We start from the raw sequence: 14,811 nt of genomic DNA, 5'->3' as shown, positions 1-14,811 counted from the left end.
GGCAGCGGGTCGCTAACCGGCGATGTACAGGATCTCCGGATGGCGCGGCGAAGCGCCCCGCAGCAGGTGCCCGGTGTCCGGACGGCCGCGCAGCTGGAGATCGAAGAAGGCCCGCACGCTCGCCCTTACGGCGGCGACGGCCCGGTCGGCTGGGATCGTGCCGGCCTGCAGCGTCCTGCGCACCGGCTCGGGCACCTGCGGGGCGAGGGCCACGATGTCGGTGTACGAGTTGTGGTCGGCGTCGGCGAGCCGCAGACAGCGGCGCCAGTCGGTCAGGTGCGCCCAGAAGGGGGGCCAGCTCGGGTCCTGGTTCAGCCCGTCGTAGATCGCCGTGTCCATCAGCAGGAACGGCCGGTCGAGGCCGTGCTCGACCACCGGCCCGAAAAGGCCGCCGTCCAGGTCGATGCCGGCTCGCACCCGCTCGTCCAGGTACATCATGGTCGCCGACGCGGCGCCGCCCCGGGAGTGACCGAAGGTGCCCACCCGTGTCAGGTCCGGCGTGCCGCGCAGCCCGCGCGGGAGCGGACGCCGTTCGGCGTCCGGGTTGCCGCCCCGGTCCAGCACGGCCAACTGGTCGAGGACGAACCGCAGATCGGCGGCGCGCACGGCGACCGCGGCCGTGACGGCCTCGAGGCTCCCGTCGTCGGGGCGAGTGCCCACCACACGGCCGTCCGGGAACTCCACCTCGCCCGAGTCGTAGGGATGGTCGACCGCGACCACGACATAGCCCCAGGATGCCAGGTCCTCGATGAGGAGCGTGTTGAAGGTGCGGTCCGCCTGGTGGCCCGGCGAGTGAAGCAGCACCGGACGACGTCCCGGCCGCACCGGCGCGCGGTCCGCGCTGTGCGTCCGGGGGAGCGCGTAGCCGTCCACCGCGCCCCCGAAGCGGGCCTTCAGCGCCCGCTCGGCGCCCGCCGGCAGCCACGGCAGCACCGCGCGGTCACGGACGTCGGCGGCCGGGTACGTCACGGTCACCATCACCTCGCGCGCCTGCCCCGACCAGGGGTCGGTCCGCGACGAGTCGACCAGGTGCAGCTCTACGGCGCCCACCGGCGCGGGACCGGTCGGCCCGGCCAGCCGGATGGGGATGAGACCGGCCGCCGCCGCGGGCGTGGACAGCGACAGCGGAACGGCCGCTGTGGCGACGGCTCCGAGGCCACCGGCTATGAGGGATCGGCGAGTTGGGCGTACGGGAGGCACTGCGTTCCTTCCGTGGCCGGTTGCGAGGCGCTCGACACAACGGTAAAGATGGCGCCATGGACCAGCCTGCTCATCGTCAAGTTCCTTGAATTCTAGGTCAATTGGCGTCCAGATCTGGATCATTTTCCGGTTCACACCGATCGCTTACCGAGGCGCGCCGATCACGCAGCAGTGAACGCCGACACCGCCGCCTTCGCCGCCGCCTCCACCAGCGTGATGCCGCTCGCCCGGCTCCCGGTGCCCTTGGACAGCACCGCCACCAGGTAGCCGGTGCCGTCCACGGTCACCTTCCCGATGCTGTTGACGTCCCACAGTCCCGTGGTGCTGCGGGCGAGCCAACCGTTCTTCAGGGCGGTGGAGTTGTCGTCCGCCGCGGCCGACACACCCCACTGCTGGCCGGTCTCCACCGACTCCATCAGCCCCTGGACATACGACCGCGAGGCCGCGCTCAGCTGCGATGCGTCCCCGAATACCTGCTGGAGCAGTACGAGTTGGTCCTTCGCCGTGGTCTGGGTCAGCCCCCACAGCTCGCCGTCGCCTCCAGAGGTCGCCGTCAGCCCGAAGCGCTCGTTGGCCGCGTCCAGGCCGTCCGCCCGGCCGATCGCGTGCCACAGCTGCGTCGCGGAGTCGTTGTCGCTGTTCTCGATCATCTTCGTGGCGTACGCCTTCTGCGTCGCCGTCAGCTGCCGGCCCGCGTCCTGCGCCTGCAGCAGCAGCGCGGCCAGGATGTCCACCTTGACGATGCTCGCCGCGTCGAAGGCCGCCGTCCCGTACCCGGCGCTCTCGGCGGAGTCCATCGCCAGCACGGCCGCCGACACCTCGGCGCCCGACGGCACGCTCACCGCGTCCATCGCCTCGCTCAGCAGCGCGTTCCGGTCCACCGCCGGCCTCGTCACCGATGCCTCCTCGCTCACCCCGGCCGAGGGGGAGGCCGAGGGCGTCGCCGCCGACGATACGGCCGCGGCCCCTGTGCGCGCCCGCGCCTTCACATAGACCGTGCCCCCGGCCGTCACCCCGGTCACGGCGACGAGGGCGAGCGCGGTGTACAGCAGCGGACGGCGCCGGGACGGGCGCCTGCGACGGCCCCGGCGGGCTCTGGTGGACTCCATGGCCGCGATGCTCGGGGCGCGCACGGTGCGCCGCGTCGGACCGGGGTGAGATCCCGGTCAGCGAAGGCTGAGATTCCCGTGAAAGCGCTGCCACCGGGGTTCCCGGCCCGGCACCGGCCCGGCCGGCTGCCCCCGATAGGGTCGGTGACCGTGGCGAACAAGAACATTCCCGACCCCGGCTTCTCCGACGACGACGGCTCCGCCGACCCCCGGCTGAGCGCCGCGCTCGCCGCCTGGGCCGAGGACCGCGGCGCCCTCGAGCCCGTCCTCGAGGCACTCAAGGGCGCCCGTCTGCTCGTCCCGGTCGTCGCCGTGCTCGGCGAGGTCGAGGAGGACGAGAAGGGTCTGCGCCGCGAGAAGACCAGCGACATGGCCGTACCCACCCTGAAGGCCGGACACCGCACGGCGCTGCCCGCCTTCACCTCCACCACCGCACTCGCCCGCTGGGACCCCGCGGCCCGCCCGGTCGCCGTACCCCTGCACCAGGCGCTGCAGGCCGCCGCCCACGAGAAGGCCGACACGGTCGTGCTGGACCTCGCGGGGCCCGTGCCGTTCGAGCTGACCGGCCCGGCGCTGCTCGCCCTCGCGGAGGGCCGCACGAGCACCGACCCGCTCACCGACCCGGCCGTGCTGGAGGCCGTGCGTAAGGCCGTGGCGGCGGAGCCCGCCGTGCTGCGCGCCCACCTCGGACCGGGTCGGGCCGACGGCACCCTCGCCCTCGTGCTCGACCCGGCCGCGGCGCCCGCGCAGGCCGCCCGCACGGTCGCCGAGCGGCTCGCGGCCGACGAAACACTGAGGGCCCGCCTGGTGCGCGGCCTCGACCTGGCACTGCTGCCGGCCGGGACCACGCCTCCGGGCGAGCCCCTGTACATGAAGGAATGAGTCAGCCGTAGACCGGGCCGGTGTACTTCTCGCCCGGCCCCTGGCCCGGCTCGTCCGGGACGATCGACGCCTCGCGGAAGGCCAGCTGGAGCGACTTCAGGCCGTCGCGCAGCGGGGCCGCGTGGAAGGAGCTGATCTCGGTCGCGCTCGCGTCCAGCAGTCCGGCGAGACCGGTGATCAGCTTGCGGGCCTCGTCCAGGTCCTTGTACTTCTCGCCCTCCTCGCTCAGCCCGAGCTTCACGGCGGCGGCGCTCATCAGATTGACGGCGACCGTCACGATCACCTCGACGGCGGGGACCTCGGCGATGTCCCGGGTCATCGCGTCGAAGTCGGGGTTCTCAGGAGGGGTCTCACTCATGCCCCACACCCTAAGCGGTTCCCGATTACGGGTTCCCGATTAGGCCTTGTCAAGCGATCCTGCTAACCTGGTTGACGACCGGCCGGACATGCCCTGCCAACACCAGAGCACCCGGCCCACAAGTGGAGGCTCCGATCTCCCACCTGACCGTCCCCCTGGGGCGGCGGGTCACCCGGTCAGGCGGCCACCATCGTTCCGTACGGACGATGGAGTCGCCCGAAAGTGCGCCCCGCGGTCACCGCGGCGGTGCTCCGGTAGTCGTTGGAGCCCCGCCTGTGATCGTCCGGGGCATTTTTTGTGCTTCGGCGCGGTTAGGTCTAACGAACACAGACGTTACGCGGCTGTCCGCCAGACAACCGTGTGGTGCTACCGAGGAGGATCCATCAGCGCCGAGCCCCGCATCAACGACCGGATTCGCGTTCCCGAGGTGCGACTTGTCGGTCCCAGTGGCGAGCAGGTGGGCATTGTCCCGCTCGCTAAGGCACTGGAGCTTGCGCAGGAGTACGACCTGGACCTGGTCGAGGTCGCGGCGAACGCCCGTCCGCCCGTGTGCAAGCTCATGGACTACGGGAAGTTCAAGTACGAGTCGGCCATGAAGGCCCGTGAGGCGCGCAAGAACCAGGCGCACACGGTCATCAAGGAGATGAAGCTCCGGCCGAAGATCGACCCGCACGACTATGACACCAAGAAGGGTCACGTCGTCCGGTTCCTCAAGCAGGGCGACAAGGTCAAGATCACGATCATGTTCCGTGGTCGCGAGCAGTCCCGGCCCGAGCTGGGCTACCGGCTGCTGCAGCGCCTCGCGGAGGACGTCCAGGACCTCGGTTTCGTCGAGTCGAACCCGAAGCAGGACGGCCGCAACATGATCATGGTTCTCGGTCCGCACAAGAAGAAGACCGAGGCCATGGCCGAGGCCCGGCAGGCGCAGGAAGCCCGCAAGGCCGAGGCGAAGGCGAACCCCGGTAAGTCGCAGAACCCTGCCGAGGCCGAGGCACCTTCCGAGGAGCCCGCCGAGGCGTGATCCCCGGGGACGGCAGTCCCCAGTGGATGTAACCGAAAGAAGAGCGACGCTCCACCGTGCCCGGTTTCACGACCGGGCACCGGAGCGCCACCGACGAGGAGATAACGGCGCTATGCCGAAGAACAAGTCGCACAGCGGTGCCAGCAAGCGCTTCAAGATCACCGGCTCCGGCAAGGTGCTCCGCGAGCGCGCCGGCAAGCGCCACCTGCTCGAGCACAAGTCGTCCCGCGTCACGCGTCGCCTCACCGGCAACGCCGAGATGGCCCCGGGCGACGCCGCGAAGATCAAGAAGCTTCTCGGCAAGTGACGTGACCGGCGCTCGCCACCACTGAGCGCCGCACGTCAGGACCGGGACCCAGTCGTTTCCGGGTCGTGTGAGTACCACCACGACCCCGCTACAAGGAGTTAACAAGTGGCACGCGTCAAGCGGGCAGTCAACGCCCACAAGAAGCGCCGGGCGATCCTCGAGCAGGCCTCCGGCTACCGCGGTCAGCGTTCGCGCCTGTACCGCAAGGCCAAGGAGCAGGTCACCCACTCGCTGGTCTACAACTACAACGACCGCAAGAAGCGCAAGGGCGACTTCCGTCAGCTGTGGATCCAGCGCATCAACGCCGCTGCCCGCGCCAACGGCATCACCTACAACCGCTTCATCCAGGGTCTCAAGGCCGCGAACGTCGAGGTCGACCGCAAGATCCTGGCCGAGCTGGCCGTGAACGACGCGAACGCCTTCGCGGCGCTCGTCGAGGTCGCGCAGAAGGCGCTGCCGTCGGACGTCAACGCGCCGAAGGCCGCGTGACGCTGCGCCGGCTTCAGCCGACGTGACTTCGGGACCCGCAGGCTTTTGGGCTTGCGGGTCCTGCTGTTGGGGCGCTCAGCTGTCGTTTTCGGCTGCGGGCCGTGGGGGCTTGTGGCGCAGTTCCCCGCGCCCCCAGGCATACTGCAGCCCGGCGGCACTCCACAGTGAGACTTTCTGAAGGTGAAGGACAGGATGCCCACCCCCGAGCTGATTTCCCCCCGGTCCGCCCGTGTGAGCGCCGCCCGGCGGTTGGCGAAGCGGAATTTCCGGGGGAAGGACCGGCTGTTTCTCGCGGAGGGGCCGCAGGCCGTCAGGGAGGCGGCCGGGCATCGGGGTGAGGGCACTGCGACCCTCGTCGAGGTGTTCGCCACCGTGGAGGCAGCCGAGCGCTACGCCGACATCATCGGCGCCGCACGCAGCGCCGGGGCCCCGGTGCACCTCGCCTCCGAAGAGGTCATCGCCGACATCTCCACCACCGTGACCCCGCAGGGGCTGGTCGGGGTGTGCCGCTTCCTGGACACGTCCTTCGAGGACATCCTCGCCGCCCGGCCGAAGCTGGTCGCCGTCCTCGCCCACGTGCGCGACCCCGGCAACGCCGGCACCGTGCTGCGCTGCGCCGACGCCGCCGGCGCCGAGGCCGTCGTCCTCACCGACGCCTCCGTCGACCTGTACAACCCGAAGGCCGTACGTGCCTCCGTCGGCTCCCACTTCCATCTGCCCGTCGCCGTCGGCGTGCCCGTCGAGCGGGCCGTGCAGGGGCTGAAGGACGCAGGCGTGCGCATCCTCGCCGCCGACGGGGCGGGAGACCGGGACCTCGACGAGGAGCTGGACAAGGGCACCATGGGCGGGCCGACCGCCTGGGTGTTCGGGAACGAGGCGTGGGGGCTGCCGGAGGAGACGCGCGCCCTCGCCGACGCCGTCGTCCGCGTCCCCATCCACGGAAAGGCCGAGAGCCTGAACCTCGCCACGGCCGCCGCCGTATGTCTCTATGCGTCGGCCCGTGCACAGCGCGCCTCCGGAGGGTGCCGCTCCGTCACCGAGAGCTAGTAGGGTGACGTGCTCGGGGCCCTGCGCCGTCTGAGAGGTGGGGTACGGGGATGAGTGTGGCCGGCACGAGCACCGCGCCGGGGGAACCGGAGGGCCGGGACGCGCGGTACGCGTCCGCGTCCCGGAACGGCGATCACGCAGGTCTCGACCCCGACCAGCTGCCCGACGGCCTGGTCGTCGCCGACGAGCACGGGCGCGTCGTCCGCTTCAACGCCGCCGCCGAACGCATCACCGCCGTACGCGCCGCGGACGTCCTCGGGCAGCCCCTGGAGAAGGCGCTGCCGTTGGAGGACCTCGAAGGCCGCCGGTGGTGGCAGCTCACCGACCCCTACGGCGGGCTCGCCATCCGGGTACGGCAGCCGGAGCGGAACCTGCTGCTGCCCGGCGGCCGGGAGGTGCTCGTCTGTGCCCGCTACGTCCGTGCCGAGCCCCTCGGGCCCGTCCGCAGCGTCCTCGTCTCGCTGCGCGACACCGAGGCCCGCCGCCGCACCGAGCGCAGCCACGCCGAGCTGATCGCCACCGTTGCCCACGAGCTGCGCTCCCCGCTGACCTCCGTGAAGGGCTTCACGGCCACGCTCCTCGCCAAATGGGAACGCTTCACCGACGACCAGAAACGGCTGATGCTGGAGACCGTCGACGCCGACGCCGACCGGGTCACCCGCCTCATCGCCGAACTGCTGGACATCTCCAGGATCGACAGCGGACGGCTCGAGGTGCGCCGTCAGCCCGTCGACATCGGTGCCGCCGTCTCCCGCCACATCCAGGCCTACGTCGCCGCCGGCCAGCCCGCCGACCGCTTCCTGCTGCGCATCGAGCAACCGCTGCCCGCCCTGTGGGCCGATCCCGACAAGGTCGACCAGGTGCTCAGCAACCTGATCGAAAATGCGGTGCGGCACGGCGAGGGAACCGTCACCATTGACGTCACGCCCTGCGCATCCCCGCGCGACGGCGAGGAAACCGGCACGTCGGTCACGGTGAGCGACGAAGGGCCCGGCATCCCGGAGGAATCCATGAACCGCGTCTTCACCCGCTTCTGGCGGGGCAGCAAACGCGGTGGCACGGGCCTCGGGCTCTACATCGTCAAAGGCATCGTCGAGGCCCATGGCGGCACCATCACGGTCGGCCGCGCCCCCGTCGGCGGCGCCGAGTTCCGATTTACGCTGCCCGTGGGCGCCCCGGCGTTCGAGTTCGAATTGCCCCGAAGGGTCGGGTAGGGCGGTGGTGGGAGACGGGTGGGCCTGACGGCCCGCGGGCTCTTCGTACACCTCCACCCCGTTAGACTCGGCCTTTGGCACCTTTGTGTCCTTCACGCGGCCCTCGCGAGTCGGTGACGGGGACCATCCGCCAGCCAATCGGAAGTACGGGAAGAGATGTCGGCACCGAATAAGTCGTACGACCCTGTAGAGGTCGAGGCGTTGAAACCGGAAGAGATCGAGCGCATGCGGGACGAGGCGCTCGCCGCCTTCGCTGCCGCGGACTCCCTCGACGCGCTCCACGAGGCCAAGGTCGCCCACACCGGCCCCGCCTCTCCGCTGGCCCTCGCCAACCGCGAGATCGGCGCCCTGCCCCCGCACGCCAAGGCCGAGGCCGGCAAGCGTGTCGGCATGGCCCGCGGCGCCGTCAACAAGGCCCTCGCCGCCCGTCAGACCGAGCTGGAGGCCGAGCGGGACGCCCGCGTCCTGGTCGAGGAGTCGGTCGACGTCACGTTGCCGTACGACCGTGTCCCGGCCGGCGCCCGGCACCCGCTGACCACGCTCTCGGAGCGCATCGAGGACATCTTCGTGGCCATGGGCTACGAGGTCGCCGAGGGCCCGCAGGTCGAGACGGAGTGGTTCAACTTCGACGCCCTGAACATCGGCCCGGACCACCCGGCCCGCGGCGAGGCGGACACCTTCTTCGTGCAGGGCCAGGGCGGCGGCACCGAGTCCGGCGTCGTGCTGCGCACCCACACCTCGCCGGTGCAGATCCGCTCCCTGCTGGAGCGCGAGCTGCCGGTCTACGTGATCTGCCCCGGCCGCGTCTACCGCACCGACGAGCTGGACGCCACGCACACGCCCGTCTTCCACCAGGTCGAGCTGCTCGCCGTGGACGAGGGCCTGACCATGGCCGACCTCAAGGGCACCCTGGACCACATGGTCCAGTCCCTGTTCGGCGAGGGCATGAAGACCCGGCTGCGGCCGAACTTCTTCCCCTTCACCGAGCCGAGCGCCGAGATGGACATGCTCTGCTACGTCTGCAAGGGCGAGTCCGTCGGCAACCCCGACCGGCCCTGCCGTACCTGCTCCAGCGAGGGCTGGATCGAGCTGGGCGGCTGCGGCATGGTCAACCCGCGGGTGCTCATCGCCTGCGGCGTCGACCCGGAGAAGTACAGCGGCTTCGCCTTCGGGTTCGGCATCGAGCGGATGCTGATGTTCCGCCACAACGTCGAAGACATGCGAGACGTGGTCGAGGGTGACGTCCGGTTCACCCGGCCCTTCGGGATGGAGATCTGATGCGGGTCCCGCTTTCTTGGCTGCGGGAGTACGTCGACCTGCCGGCCACCGAGACCGGCCGTGACGTCCAGGCCAAGCTCATTCCCTCCGGCCTGGAGGTCGAGACCGTCGAGCAGCTCGGCGCCGACCTCAAGGGCCCGCTGGTCGTCGGCCAGGTGCTGACCATCGAGGAGCTGGAGGGCTTCAAGAAGCCGATCCGCTTCTGCACCGTCGACGTCGGCCGGGCCAACGGCACCGGCGAGCCCCAGGAGATCGTCTGCGGCGCCCGCAACTTCGCGGTCGGCGACAAGGTCGTCGTGGTCCTCCCCGGCGCCACGCTGCCCGGCGGCTTCTCCATCGCCGCCCGCAAGACGTACGGCAAGACGTCCCACGGCATGATCTGCTCCACCGAAGAGCTGGGCATGGGCGACGACGGCACCCACGGCATCATCGTGCTGCCGCCGGAGACCGAGGTCGGCAAGGACGCCATCGAGCTGCTGGAGCTGGTAGACGAGGTCCTGGACATCGCCGTCACCGCCAACCGCGGCGACTGCCTGTCCATCCGCGGTGTCGCCCGCGAGGCCGCCATCGCCTACGGCCTGCCGCTGCGCGACCCGGCCCTGATCGACGTCCCGGCCCCGAACGCCTACGGCTACCCGGTCCAGGTCACCGACCCGTTCGGCTGCGACCGCTTCACCGCGCGCACGGTCACCGGCCTGCGCCCCGAGGCCCGCTCCCCGATCTGGCTCCAGCGCCGGCTGCAGAAGGTCGGCATGCGACCGATCTCGCTCGCCGTCGACATCACGAACTACGTGATGATGGAGCTGGGCCAGCCGCTGCACGCCTACGACCGGTCCCTGGTCCAGGGCACCATCGGCGTGCGCCGCGCGCAGGAGGGCGAGAAGCTCGTCACCCTCGACGGCGTCGAGCGCAAGCTGCACGCCGAGGACCTGGTCATCACCGACGACCGCGGCCCGATCGGCCTCGCCGGCGTGATGGGCGGCGCCAACACCGAGATCGCGGATCACGAGGTCACCGAGGACGGCGTCAACGGGACCACCGACGTGGTCATCGAGGCGGCCCACTTCGACGCCGTCGCGATCGCCCGTACCTCCCGCCGTCAGAAGCTGCTGTCCGAGGCGTCCCGCCGCTTCGAACGCGGCGTCGACCCGCAGGCCGCCGCGGCCGCGGCGCAGCGCACGGTGGACCTGCTGGTGCTCCTCGCGGGCGGCACGGCGGAGGCCGGCGTCACCGAGATCATCGCGCCCTCGGCCCCGCACACCATCACGGTTCCGGCGAACCACCCGGACAAGGTCGCGGGTGTCGACTACGGCCGTGAGACCGTCGTACGCCGCCTCCAGGAGGTCGGCTGCGACGTCTACGGGCAGGACGAGCTGATCGTCACCGTCCCGTCCTGGCGGCCCGACCTGGTCGACCCGAACGACCTCGCCGAGGAGGTCATCCGCCTCGAGGGCTACGAGAACCTGCCCTCCACGCTGCCCAAGCCCCCCTCGGGCCGCGGTCTGACCCACCGGCAGCGGCTGCACCGCCGGGTCGGCCGTGCGCTCGCGGGCGCGGGCTATGTCGAGGCGCCGAACTACCCGTTCGTCGGCGAGCAGGTCTTCGACCAGCTCGGCCTCGCGTCCGACGACCCGGCCCGCCGTGTCGTCAAGCTGGTCAACCCGCTCAACGACGAGGAGCCCGCGCTGCGTACGACGCTGCTGCCGGGCCTGCTCGGTGCGCTGCGGCGCAACGTCGGCCGGGGCTCGCACGACCTGGCGCTGTTCGAGACCGGTCTGGTCTTCCATCCGCGCGAGGCGCAGCGGGCCGCCGTGCACCTGCCCGTCGACCGGCGTCCGACCGACGAGGAGATCGCCGCGCTCGATGCCGTGCTGCCCGAGCAGCCGAGGCACGTCGCCGCCGTCCTCGCGGGCGCCCGCGAGCAGGCCGGCTGGTGGGGCAAGGGCCGTCCGGCGGACTGGGCCGACGCGGTGGAGGCGGCGCGTGCCGTCGCCCGTGAGGCCGGTGCCGAACTGGCCGTCCGCAAGGGCCAGTACGGCCCGTGGCACCCCGGCCGCTGCGCCGAGCTGGTGATCGTCGCCGACGGCACGGAGCAGGTCGTGGGCCATGCGGGAGAACTGCACCCGCGCGTCCTCAAGGCCTTGGGGCTGCCCGAGCGCAGCTGCGCGATGGAGCTGAACCTGGATGCCCTGGAGACGGTCGGTGACGGCGTCCCGCAGGCGCCGGGCATCTCCACGTTCCCGGTCGCCACGCAGGACGTCGCCCTCGTGGTCGACGAGTCCGTCCCGGCCGCGGCGGTCGAGGCGGCACTGCGGGAGGGCGCGGGCGAACTGCTCGAGTCCATGCGGCTGTTCGACGTCTACGAGAACGCCGGGCAGCTGGGTGCGGACAAGAAGTCCCTGGCGTACGCGCTCCGCTTCCGGGCCGGGGACCGCACGTTGACCGTGGACGAGGCCTCGGCTGCGCGGGACGCGGCGGTTGCTCTCGCGGGCGAGCGGACCGGCGCGGTGCTGAGGGGCTAGTCCGCCTCCTGGGCGGGGACTGTTCCTGTTCGGCGGCTGCGGCTCTGCCGTGGCCGGTCGTGCGGTTCCCCGCACCCCCTCGGGGCGCTTGACCCCCACTACCAGCTGCATAAATGCGGATTGACCGGCAGAGGATCACTCATTTGGGTGGGAATCGCAGGCGATCTGGTCCTCCTGGGCCATGCCCTCGACAGAATCGGACCGGCCTTTCGGGGCCGGTCCGTCTGCTCTGTCAGGGACTCATGGGGGACCAGAGGCATGATCCGCATCAAGGCACGGGCACCCACCGCACGGGGAGCCGTACTGCCCATCGTCTGGGGCGGTGCGGCGGTCGCCTACAAGTTCGGCTGCCCGCTTTCCCAGCAGGACGGGCTCGGCGCGCGCATCGTCACCAGCGCCGTCTTCTTCGCCGTCGGTACCGGGCTGATACTCCATGTCCGCCGGGCTCTGGTGCGTGAACTGCGGCAGGCCCGCCGGGTGGCGCGGGCCGCGCAGAGCGTCGTACTGCGCCCCCTGCCCCCGTGGCTCGACGGGCTGAACGTCGCCGCCGCCCAGCTCTCCGCGGACCGGGCCGCCTGCGTCGGCGGGGATCTGTACGAGGCGGTCGCCACCGAGCACGGGGTGCGGGTGGTCATGGGTGACGTACGAGGACACGGTCTGGGCGCCCTCGGCACGGTCGCCGCCGTCCTCGGCAGCTTCCGCGAGGCCGCCCACGACGAGCCCGAACTCGGCCGCGTCCTGCGCCGGTTGGACCGCGCACTCGCCCGCCACCTGAGCGAACGGGCCCGCACCGAACACCCGGTCACGGAGGAGTTCGTCACCGTCCTGCTCCTGGAGATCGGCCGGGACGGCGAACTGCGCGCCTTCAACTGCGGCCATCCGTGGCCGTACCGGCTCAGCGGTACGAGTGTCGAGCCGCTGAGCCGCCTCGAGCCGCTGCCGCCGCTGGGTCCGTTCCCGTTGCCGACGGAACTGAAGGCCCACTCCTGCGGGCATCTGCTCCCGGGAGAGTCCCTGGTCCTCTTCACGGACGGGGCGGAGGACGCCAGGGATGCCAAGGGCCGCTTCTTCTCGCTGCCGACAGCGCTGCGGGATGCGGTACGCAGTCAACCGGTCTCACCGCAGTCGGTGCTGCGCACGGTCTTCACCGCCCTCCTGCAGCACACGGCGGGCAGCCCGACGGACGACATCGCGGTCCTGGTCCTGCGGAACGGCCGGGCCAGGATGTGCACGTCGATGGTGCGGGGAACCGCGTCCTTCGACCCGGCCAAGCCGCCGCTTTTCGAGGGGGAGCCGGAAGCTTGGCCGGGACCTCAGTCAACCGGGAGAACACGCTGAGCGACACCGCGCACACGGTGCGGATTCAGGTGTTCCGTTCACACCCCGTGTGAAGGCACGCACACTACGCTGAACGGCACCAGGCCACTCGGGGGGCATCCCATGCAGCCCAACACTCTGCTCGACGCGATCCTGGACGAGGCGGGGATCTCGCACGCCGGACTCGCCGCGCACGTCAACCAGGCCGGACGCCGACGGGGCCTCGTGCTCCGCTACGAACACACCGCCGTGGCGCGGTGGTTGAAGGGGCAGCGGCCGCGCGGCCAGGTGCCCGATCTGATCTGCGAAGTGCTGGCCGGGCGGCTGCAGCGGCCGGTGACCCTCGACGACATCGGCCTCGGGGTGCCCGGGGAACCGAGCGCCGCGCACGCCGGGTCGCTGTCCGGCTTCGTGGAGCGGGCGACCGCCCTGTGGCGCTCGGACGAACAGCAGCGGCCGCATGTGCTGGACGCCGCTGCCGTCACCGGGACCCCGGCGGTCATGCCGGTGTGGGAGTGGGAGAACCCGCCCGAGGACGTCGACGTCTCCCGTGGCGGCCGGCACCGGGTCACCACGGCCGACATCGCGATGCTGCGCGCCGCCCGCACGCACTACGAGCAGATGTACCGCAAGGCCGGCGGCATCGCGACCCGCACCCGGATCGTGGGTTTCCTCAACGCCGAGGCGGCGCCCCTGCTGCGCGGCAGCTACACCGACGCCACCGGGCGTCAACTGCACCGGGCGACCGGCGGGTTGGTGGCGGTCGCGGGCATCTGCGCCTACGACTCCGACGCGCACGGGCTCGCCCAGCGCTACTTCCACCAGGCCCTCAGACTCGCAAAGGCCAGCGGTGACCGGGGACTTGGGGCCTATGTGATAGCGCTGCTGGTCAACCAGTCGCTGTACATGCGGGAGTACCGGCAGGCCGTCGCCTTCGCGGAGGCCGCGCTGCGGGCCGCCGGCCGGCACATCACCCCGGCGCTCGCCTCCGACCTGTACGCGATGCAGGCGAAGGCGTACGCCCACCTCGGCGACGCCGGCAGTGCCCTGTCCTGCATCCGGCGCGCGGAGACGGCCGCCGAGCGGATCCGGCGCGGGTACGAACCCGACGAGACCGGGTACGTGCAACCGGGCCTGGTCAACGTGCAGGTGGCCGAGGCGTTGCTCAGTCTCGGTGAACTCGCCGCCGCCCGGGAGCATGCGGCGGCGGCCGTCGACAACCCCGCCCACGACCGGGGGCGGGTGCACCGGCTCGCCATGCTGTGCACGATCGAGCTGCGCCAGGGCCAGGCCGACAAGGCGGTGGCGACCGCCGTGCAGATGGCCGAGCAGGCGCGCGGAATGGAGTCCCAGCGGCTGCGCGACAGACTCCGCACGGTGCGCGAGCACCTGGTGAACTGCGGCTCGGCCGGCACGGCCGAGGCCGCCGAACTCATCGACGGAGCACTGCGCGTACCGCTGTAGGCCCCCTGTGGGTACTCCGTCCCTGCTGCGATATTGCCACTTACTCGACGGAAGGTGGCAGAACCGTGCAGTGGACGAAACAGAACGAGCAAACTGTGTATGAAAATCGCTGGTTCAGCGTCAATCTCGCTGATGTCGAGCTGCCGGACGGCCGGCACCTCGACCACTTCCTGATCCGGCTGCGGCCCGTGGCCGTGGCCACGGTCGTCAACGAGGCCAACGAGGTGCTGCTGCTGTGGCGGCACCGCTTCATCACCGACAGCTGGGGCTGGGAGCTGCCCGCGGGTGTCGTCGAGGACGGCGAGGACATCGCCGTGGCGGCCGCCCGGGAGCTGGAGGAGGAGACCGGCTGGCGGCCGGGGCCCCTGCACCACCTCATGACCGTGGAGCCGTCCAACGGCCTCTGCGACGCCCGGCACCACATCTACTGGTCCGACCGGGGCGAGTACGTCGGACATCCCGTGGACGACTTCGAGTCGGACCGCCGGGAATGGGTCCCCCTCAAACTCGTCCCCGACATGATCGCCCGTGGGGAGGTCCCGGCCGCCAACATGGCGGCCGCGTTACTGCTGCTGCACCACCTCAGGCTCGCCGAAGGCTGAC

Annotated in this window: 14 protein-coding genes; 11 read left to right on the top strand and 3 right to left on the bottom strand. The window is 71.3% G+C overall.

Annotated elements, in window-relative coordinates:
- Positions 1-12: 12 nt before the first annotated feature.
- Entirely contained in the window at positions 13-1,200 is a 1,188-nt protein-coding gene (locus GQF42_RS10690) for an alpha/beta hydrolase family protein (protein ID WP_233273320.1), read from the bottom strand.
- 161 nt (positions 1,201-1,361) lie between these two features.
- Positions 1,362-2,309 (bottom strand): serine hydrolase, encoded by a 948-nt coding sequence (locus GQF42_RS10685; RefSeq protein WP_158919393.1) that lies wholly within the window; start codon positions 2,307-2,309, stop codon positions 1,362-1,364.
- 150 nt (positions 2,310-2,459) lie between these two features.
- Here GQF42_RS10685 and GQF42_RS10680 point away from each other — a divergent pair, with 150 nt between their 5' ends.
- Entirely contained in the window at positions 2,460-3,191 is a 732-nt protein-coding gene (locus GQF42_RS10680; RefSeq protein WP_158919392.1) for an SseB family protein, read from the top strand.
- A 1-nt stretch (position 3,192) separates the two neighbouring features.
- Here GQF42_RS10680 and GQF42_RS10675 read toward each other — a convergent pair whose 3' ends face one another.
- Positions 3,193-3,549, bottom strand: coding sequence for a DUF1844 domain-containing protein (locus GQF42_RS10675; RefSeq protein WP_158919391.1), 357 nt, complete (start codon positions 3,547-3,549; stop codon positions 3,193-3,195).
- Between the two features lie 358 nt (positions 3,550-3,907).
- Here GQF42_RS10675 and infC point away from each other — a divergent pair, with 358 nt between their 5' ends.
- From infC to GQF42_RS10620, 10 genes are all read left to right on the top strand, one after another.
- On the top strand, positions 3,908-4,570 hold the full coding sequence (gene infC / locus GQF42_RS10665) for a translation initiation factor IF-3 (RefSeq protein WP_030654735.1): 663 nt from the start codon (positions 3,908-3,910) through the stop codon (positions 4,568-4,570).
- Positions 4,571-4,682: 112 nt separating this feature from the next.
- Entirely contained in the window at positions 4,683-4,877 is a 195-nt protein-coding gene (rpmI, locus tag GQF42_RS10660) for a 50S ribosomal protein L35 (protein WP_003977225.1), read from the top strand.
- Between the two features lie 105 nt (positions 4,878-4,982).
- The gene (gene rplT, locus GQF42_RS10655) at positions 4,983-5,366 is read left to right on the top strand and encodes a 50S ribosomal protein L20 (RefSeq protein WP_006141703.1); all 384 of its coding nucleotides are present in this window, start codon (positions 4,983-4,985) and stop codon (positions 5,364-5,366) included.
- Positions 5,367-5,558: 192 nt separating this feature from the next.
- Complete coding sequence (locus GQF42_RS10650) at positions 5,559-6,413, top strand: TrmH family RNA methyltransferase (RefSeq protein WP_158919390.1); 855 nt, start codon at positions 5,559-5,561, stop codon at positions 6,411-6,413.
- Positions 6,414-6,463: 50 nt separating this feature from the next.
- On the top strand, positions 6,464-7,627 hold the full coding sequence (locus tag GQF42_RS10645; RefSeq protein WP_158919389.1) for a sensor histidine kinase: 1,164 nt from the start codon (positions 6,464-6,466) through the stop codon (positions 7,625-7,627).
- 156 nt (positions 7,628-7,783) lie between these two features.
- Positions 7,784-8,905, top strand: a complete 1,122-nt coding sequence (gene pheS / locus GQF42_RS10640; RefSeq protein ID WP_158919388.1) for a phenylalanine--tRNA ligase subunit alpha — start codon at positions 7,784-7,786, stop codon at positions 8,903-8,905.
- Positions 8,905-11,427: a phenylalanine--tRNA ligase subunit beta gene (pheT, locus tag GQF42_RS10635; protein ID WP_158919387.1), complete on the top strand. Its 2,523-nt coding sequence runs from the start codon at positions 8,905-8,907 to the stop codon at positions 11,425-11,427. Before pheS ends, pheT begins: the two co-directional genes overlap by 1 nt.
- Before the next feature lie 258 nt (positions 11,428-11,685).
- Positions 11,686-12,765 (top strand): PP2C family protein-serine/threonine phosphatase, encoded by a 1,080-nt coding sequence (locus GQF42_RS10630; protein ID WP_158919386.1) that lies wholly within the window; start codon positions 11,686-11,688, stop codon positions 12,763-12,765.
- 102 nt (positions 12,766-12,867) lie between these two features.
- Complete coding sequence (locus GQF42_RS10625; protein ID WP_158919385.1) at positions 12,868-14,208, top strand: transcriptional regulator; 1,341 nt, start codon at positions 12,868-12,870, stop codon at positions 14,206-14,208.
- A 65-nt stretch (positions 14,209-14,273) separates the two neighbouring features.
- Positions 14,274-14,810: an NUDIX hydrolase gene (locus GQF42_RS10620; RefSeq protein WP_158919384.1), complete on the top strand. Its 537-nt coding sequence runs from the start codon at positions 14,274-14,276 to the stop codon at positions 14,808-14,810.
- Position 14,811: the final 1 nt, after the last annotated feature.

This window comes from Streptomyces broussonetiae, from assembly GCF_009796285.1.
Taxonomy (GTDB): domain Bacteria; phylum Actinomycetota; class Actinomycetes; order Streptomycetales; family Streptomycetaceae; genus Streptomyces; species Streptomyces broussonetiae.
The sequence above is the reverse complement of the archived record's forward strand: the minus strand, read 5'-3'. Positions and strand labels throughout refer to the sequence as shown.

Excerpts from the sequence above, each read along its gene's own strand:
- GQF42_RS10630 (WP_158919386.1), top strand. The coding sequence starts at position 11,686 with ATGATCCGCATCAAGGCACGGGCACCCACCGCACGGGGAGCCGTACTG.
- GQF42_RS10625 (WP_158919385.1), top strand. The coding sequence starts at position 12,868 with ATGCAGCCCAACACTCTGCTCGACGCGATCCTGGACGAGGCGGGGATC.
- GQF42_RS10675 (WP_158919391.1), bottom strand. The coding sequence starts at position 3,549 with ATGAGTGAGACCCCTCCTGAGAACCCCGACTTCGACGCGATGACCCGG.
- rpmI (WP_003977225.1), top strand. The coding sequence starts at position 4,683 with ATGCCGAAGAACAAGTCGCACAGCGGTGCCAGCAAGCGCTTCAAGATC.
- GQF42_RS10650 (WP_158919390.1), top strand. The coding sequence starts at position 5,559 with ATGCCCACCCCCGAGCTGATTTCCCCCCGGTCCGCCCGTGTGAGCGCC.
- GQF42_RS10645 (WP_158919389.1), top strand. The coding sequence starts at position 6,464 with ATGAGTGTGGCCGGCACGAGCACCGCGCCGGGGGAACCGGAGGGCCGG.
- GQF42_RS10685 (WP_158919393.1), bottom strand. The coding sequence starts at position 2,309 with ATGGAGTCCACCAGAGCCCGCCGGGGCCGTCGCAGGCGCCCGTCCCGG.
- pheS (WP_158919388.1), top strand. The coding sequence starts at position 7,784 with ATGTCGGCACCGAATAAGTCGTACGACCCTGTAGAGGTCGAGGCGTTG.
- pheT (WP_158919387.1), top strand. The coding sequence starts at position 8,905 with ATGCGGGTCCCGCTTTCTTGGCTGCGGGAGTACGTCGACCTGCCGGCC.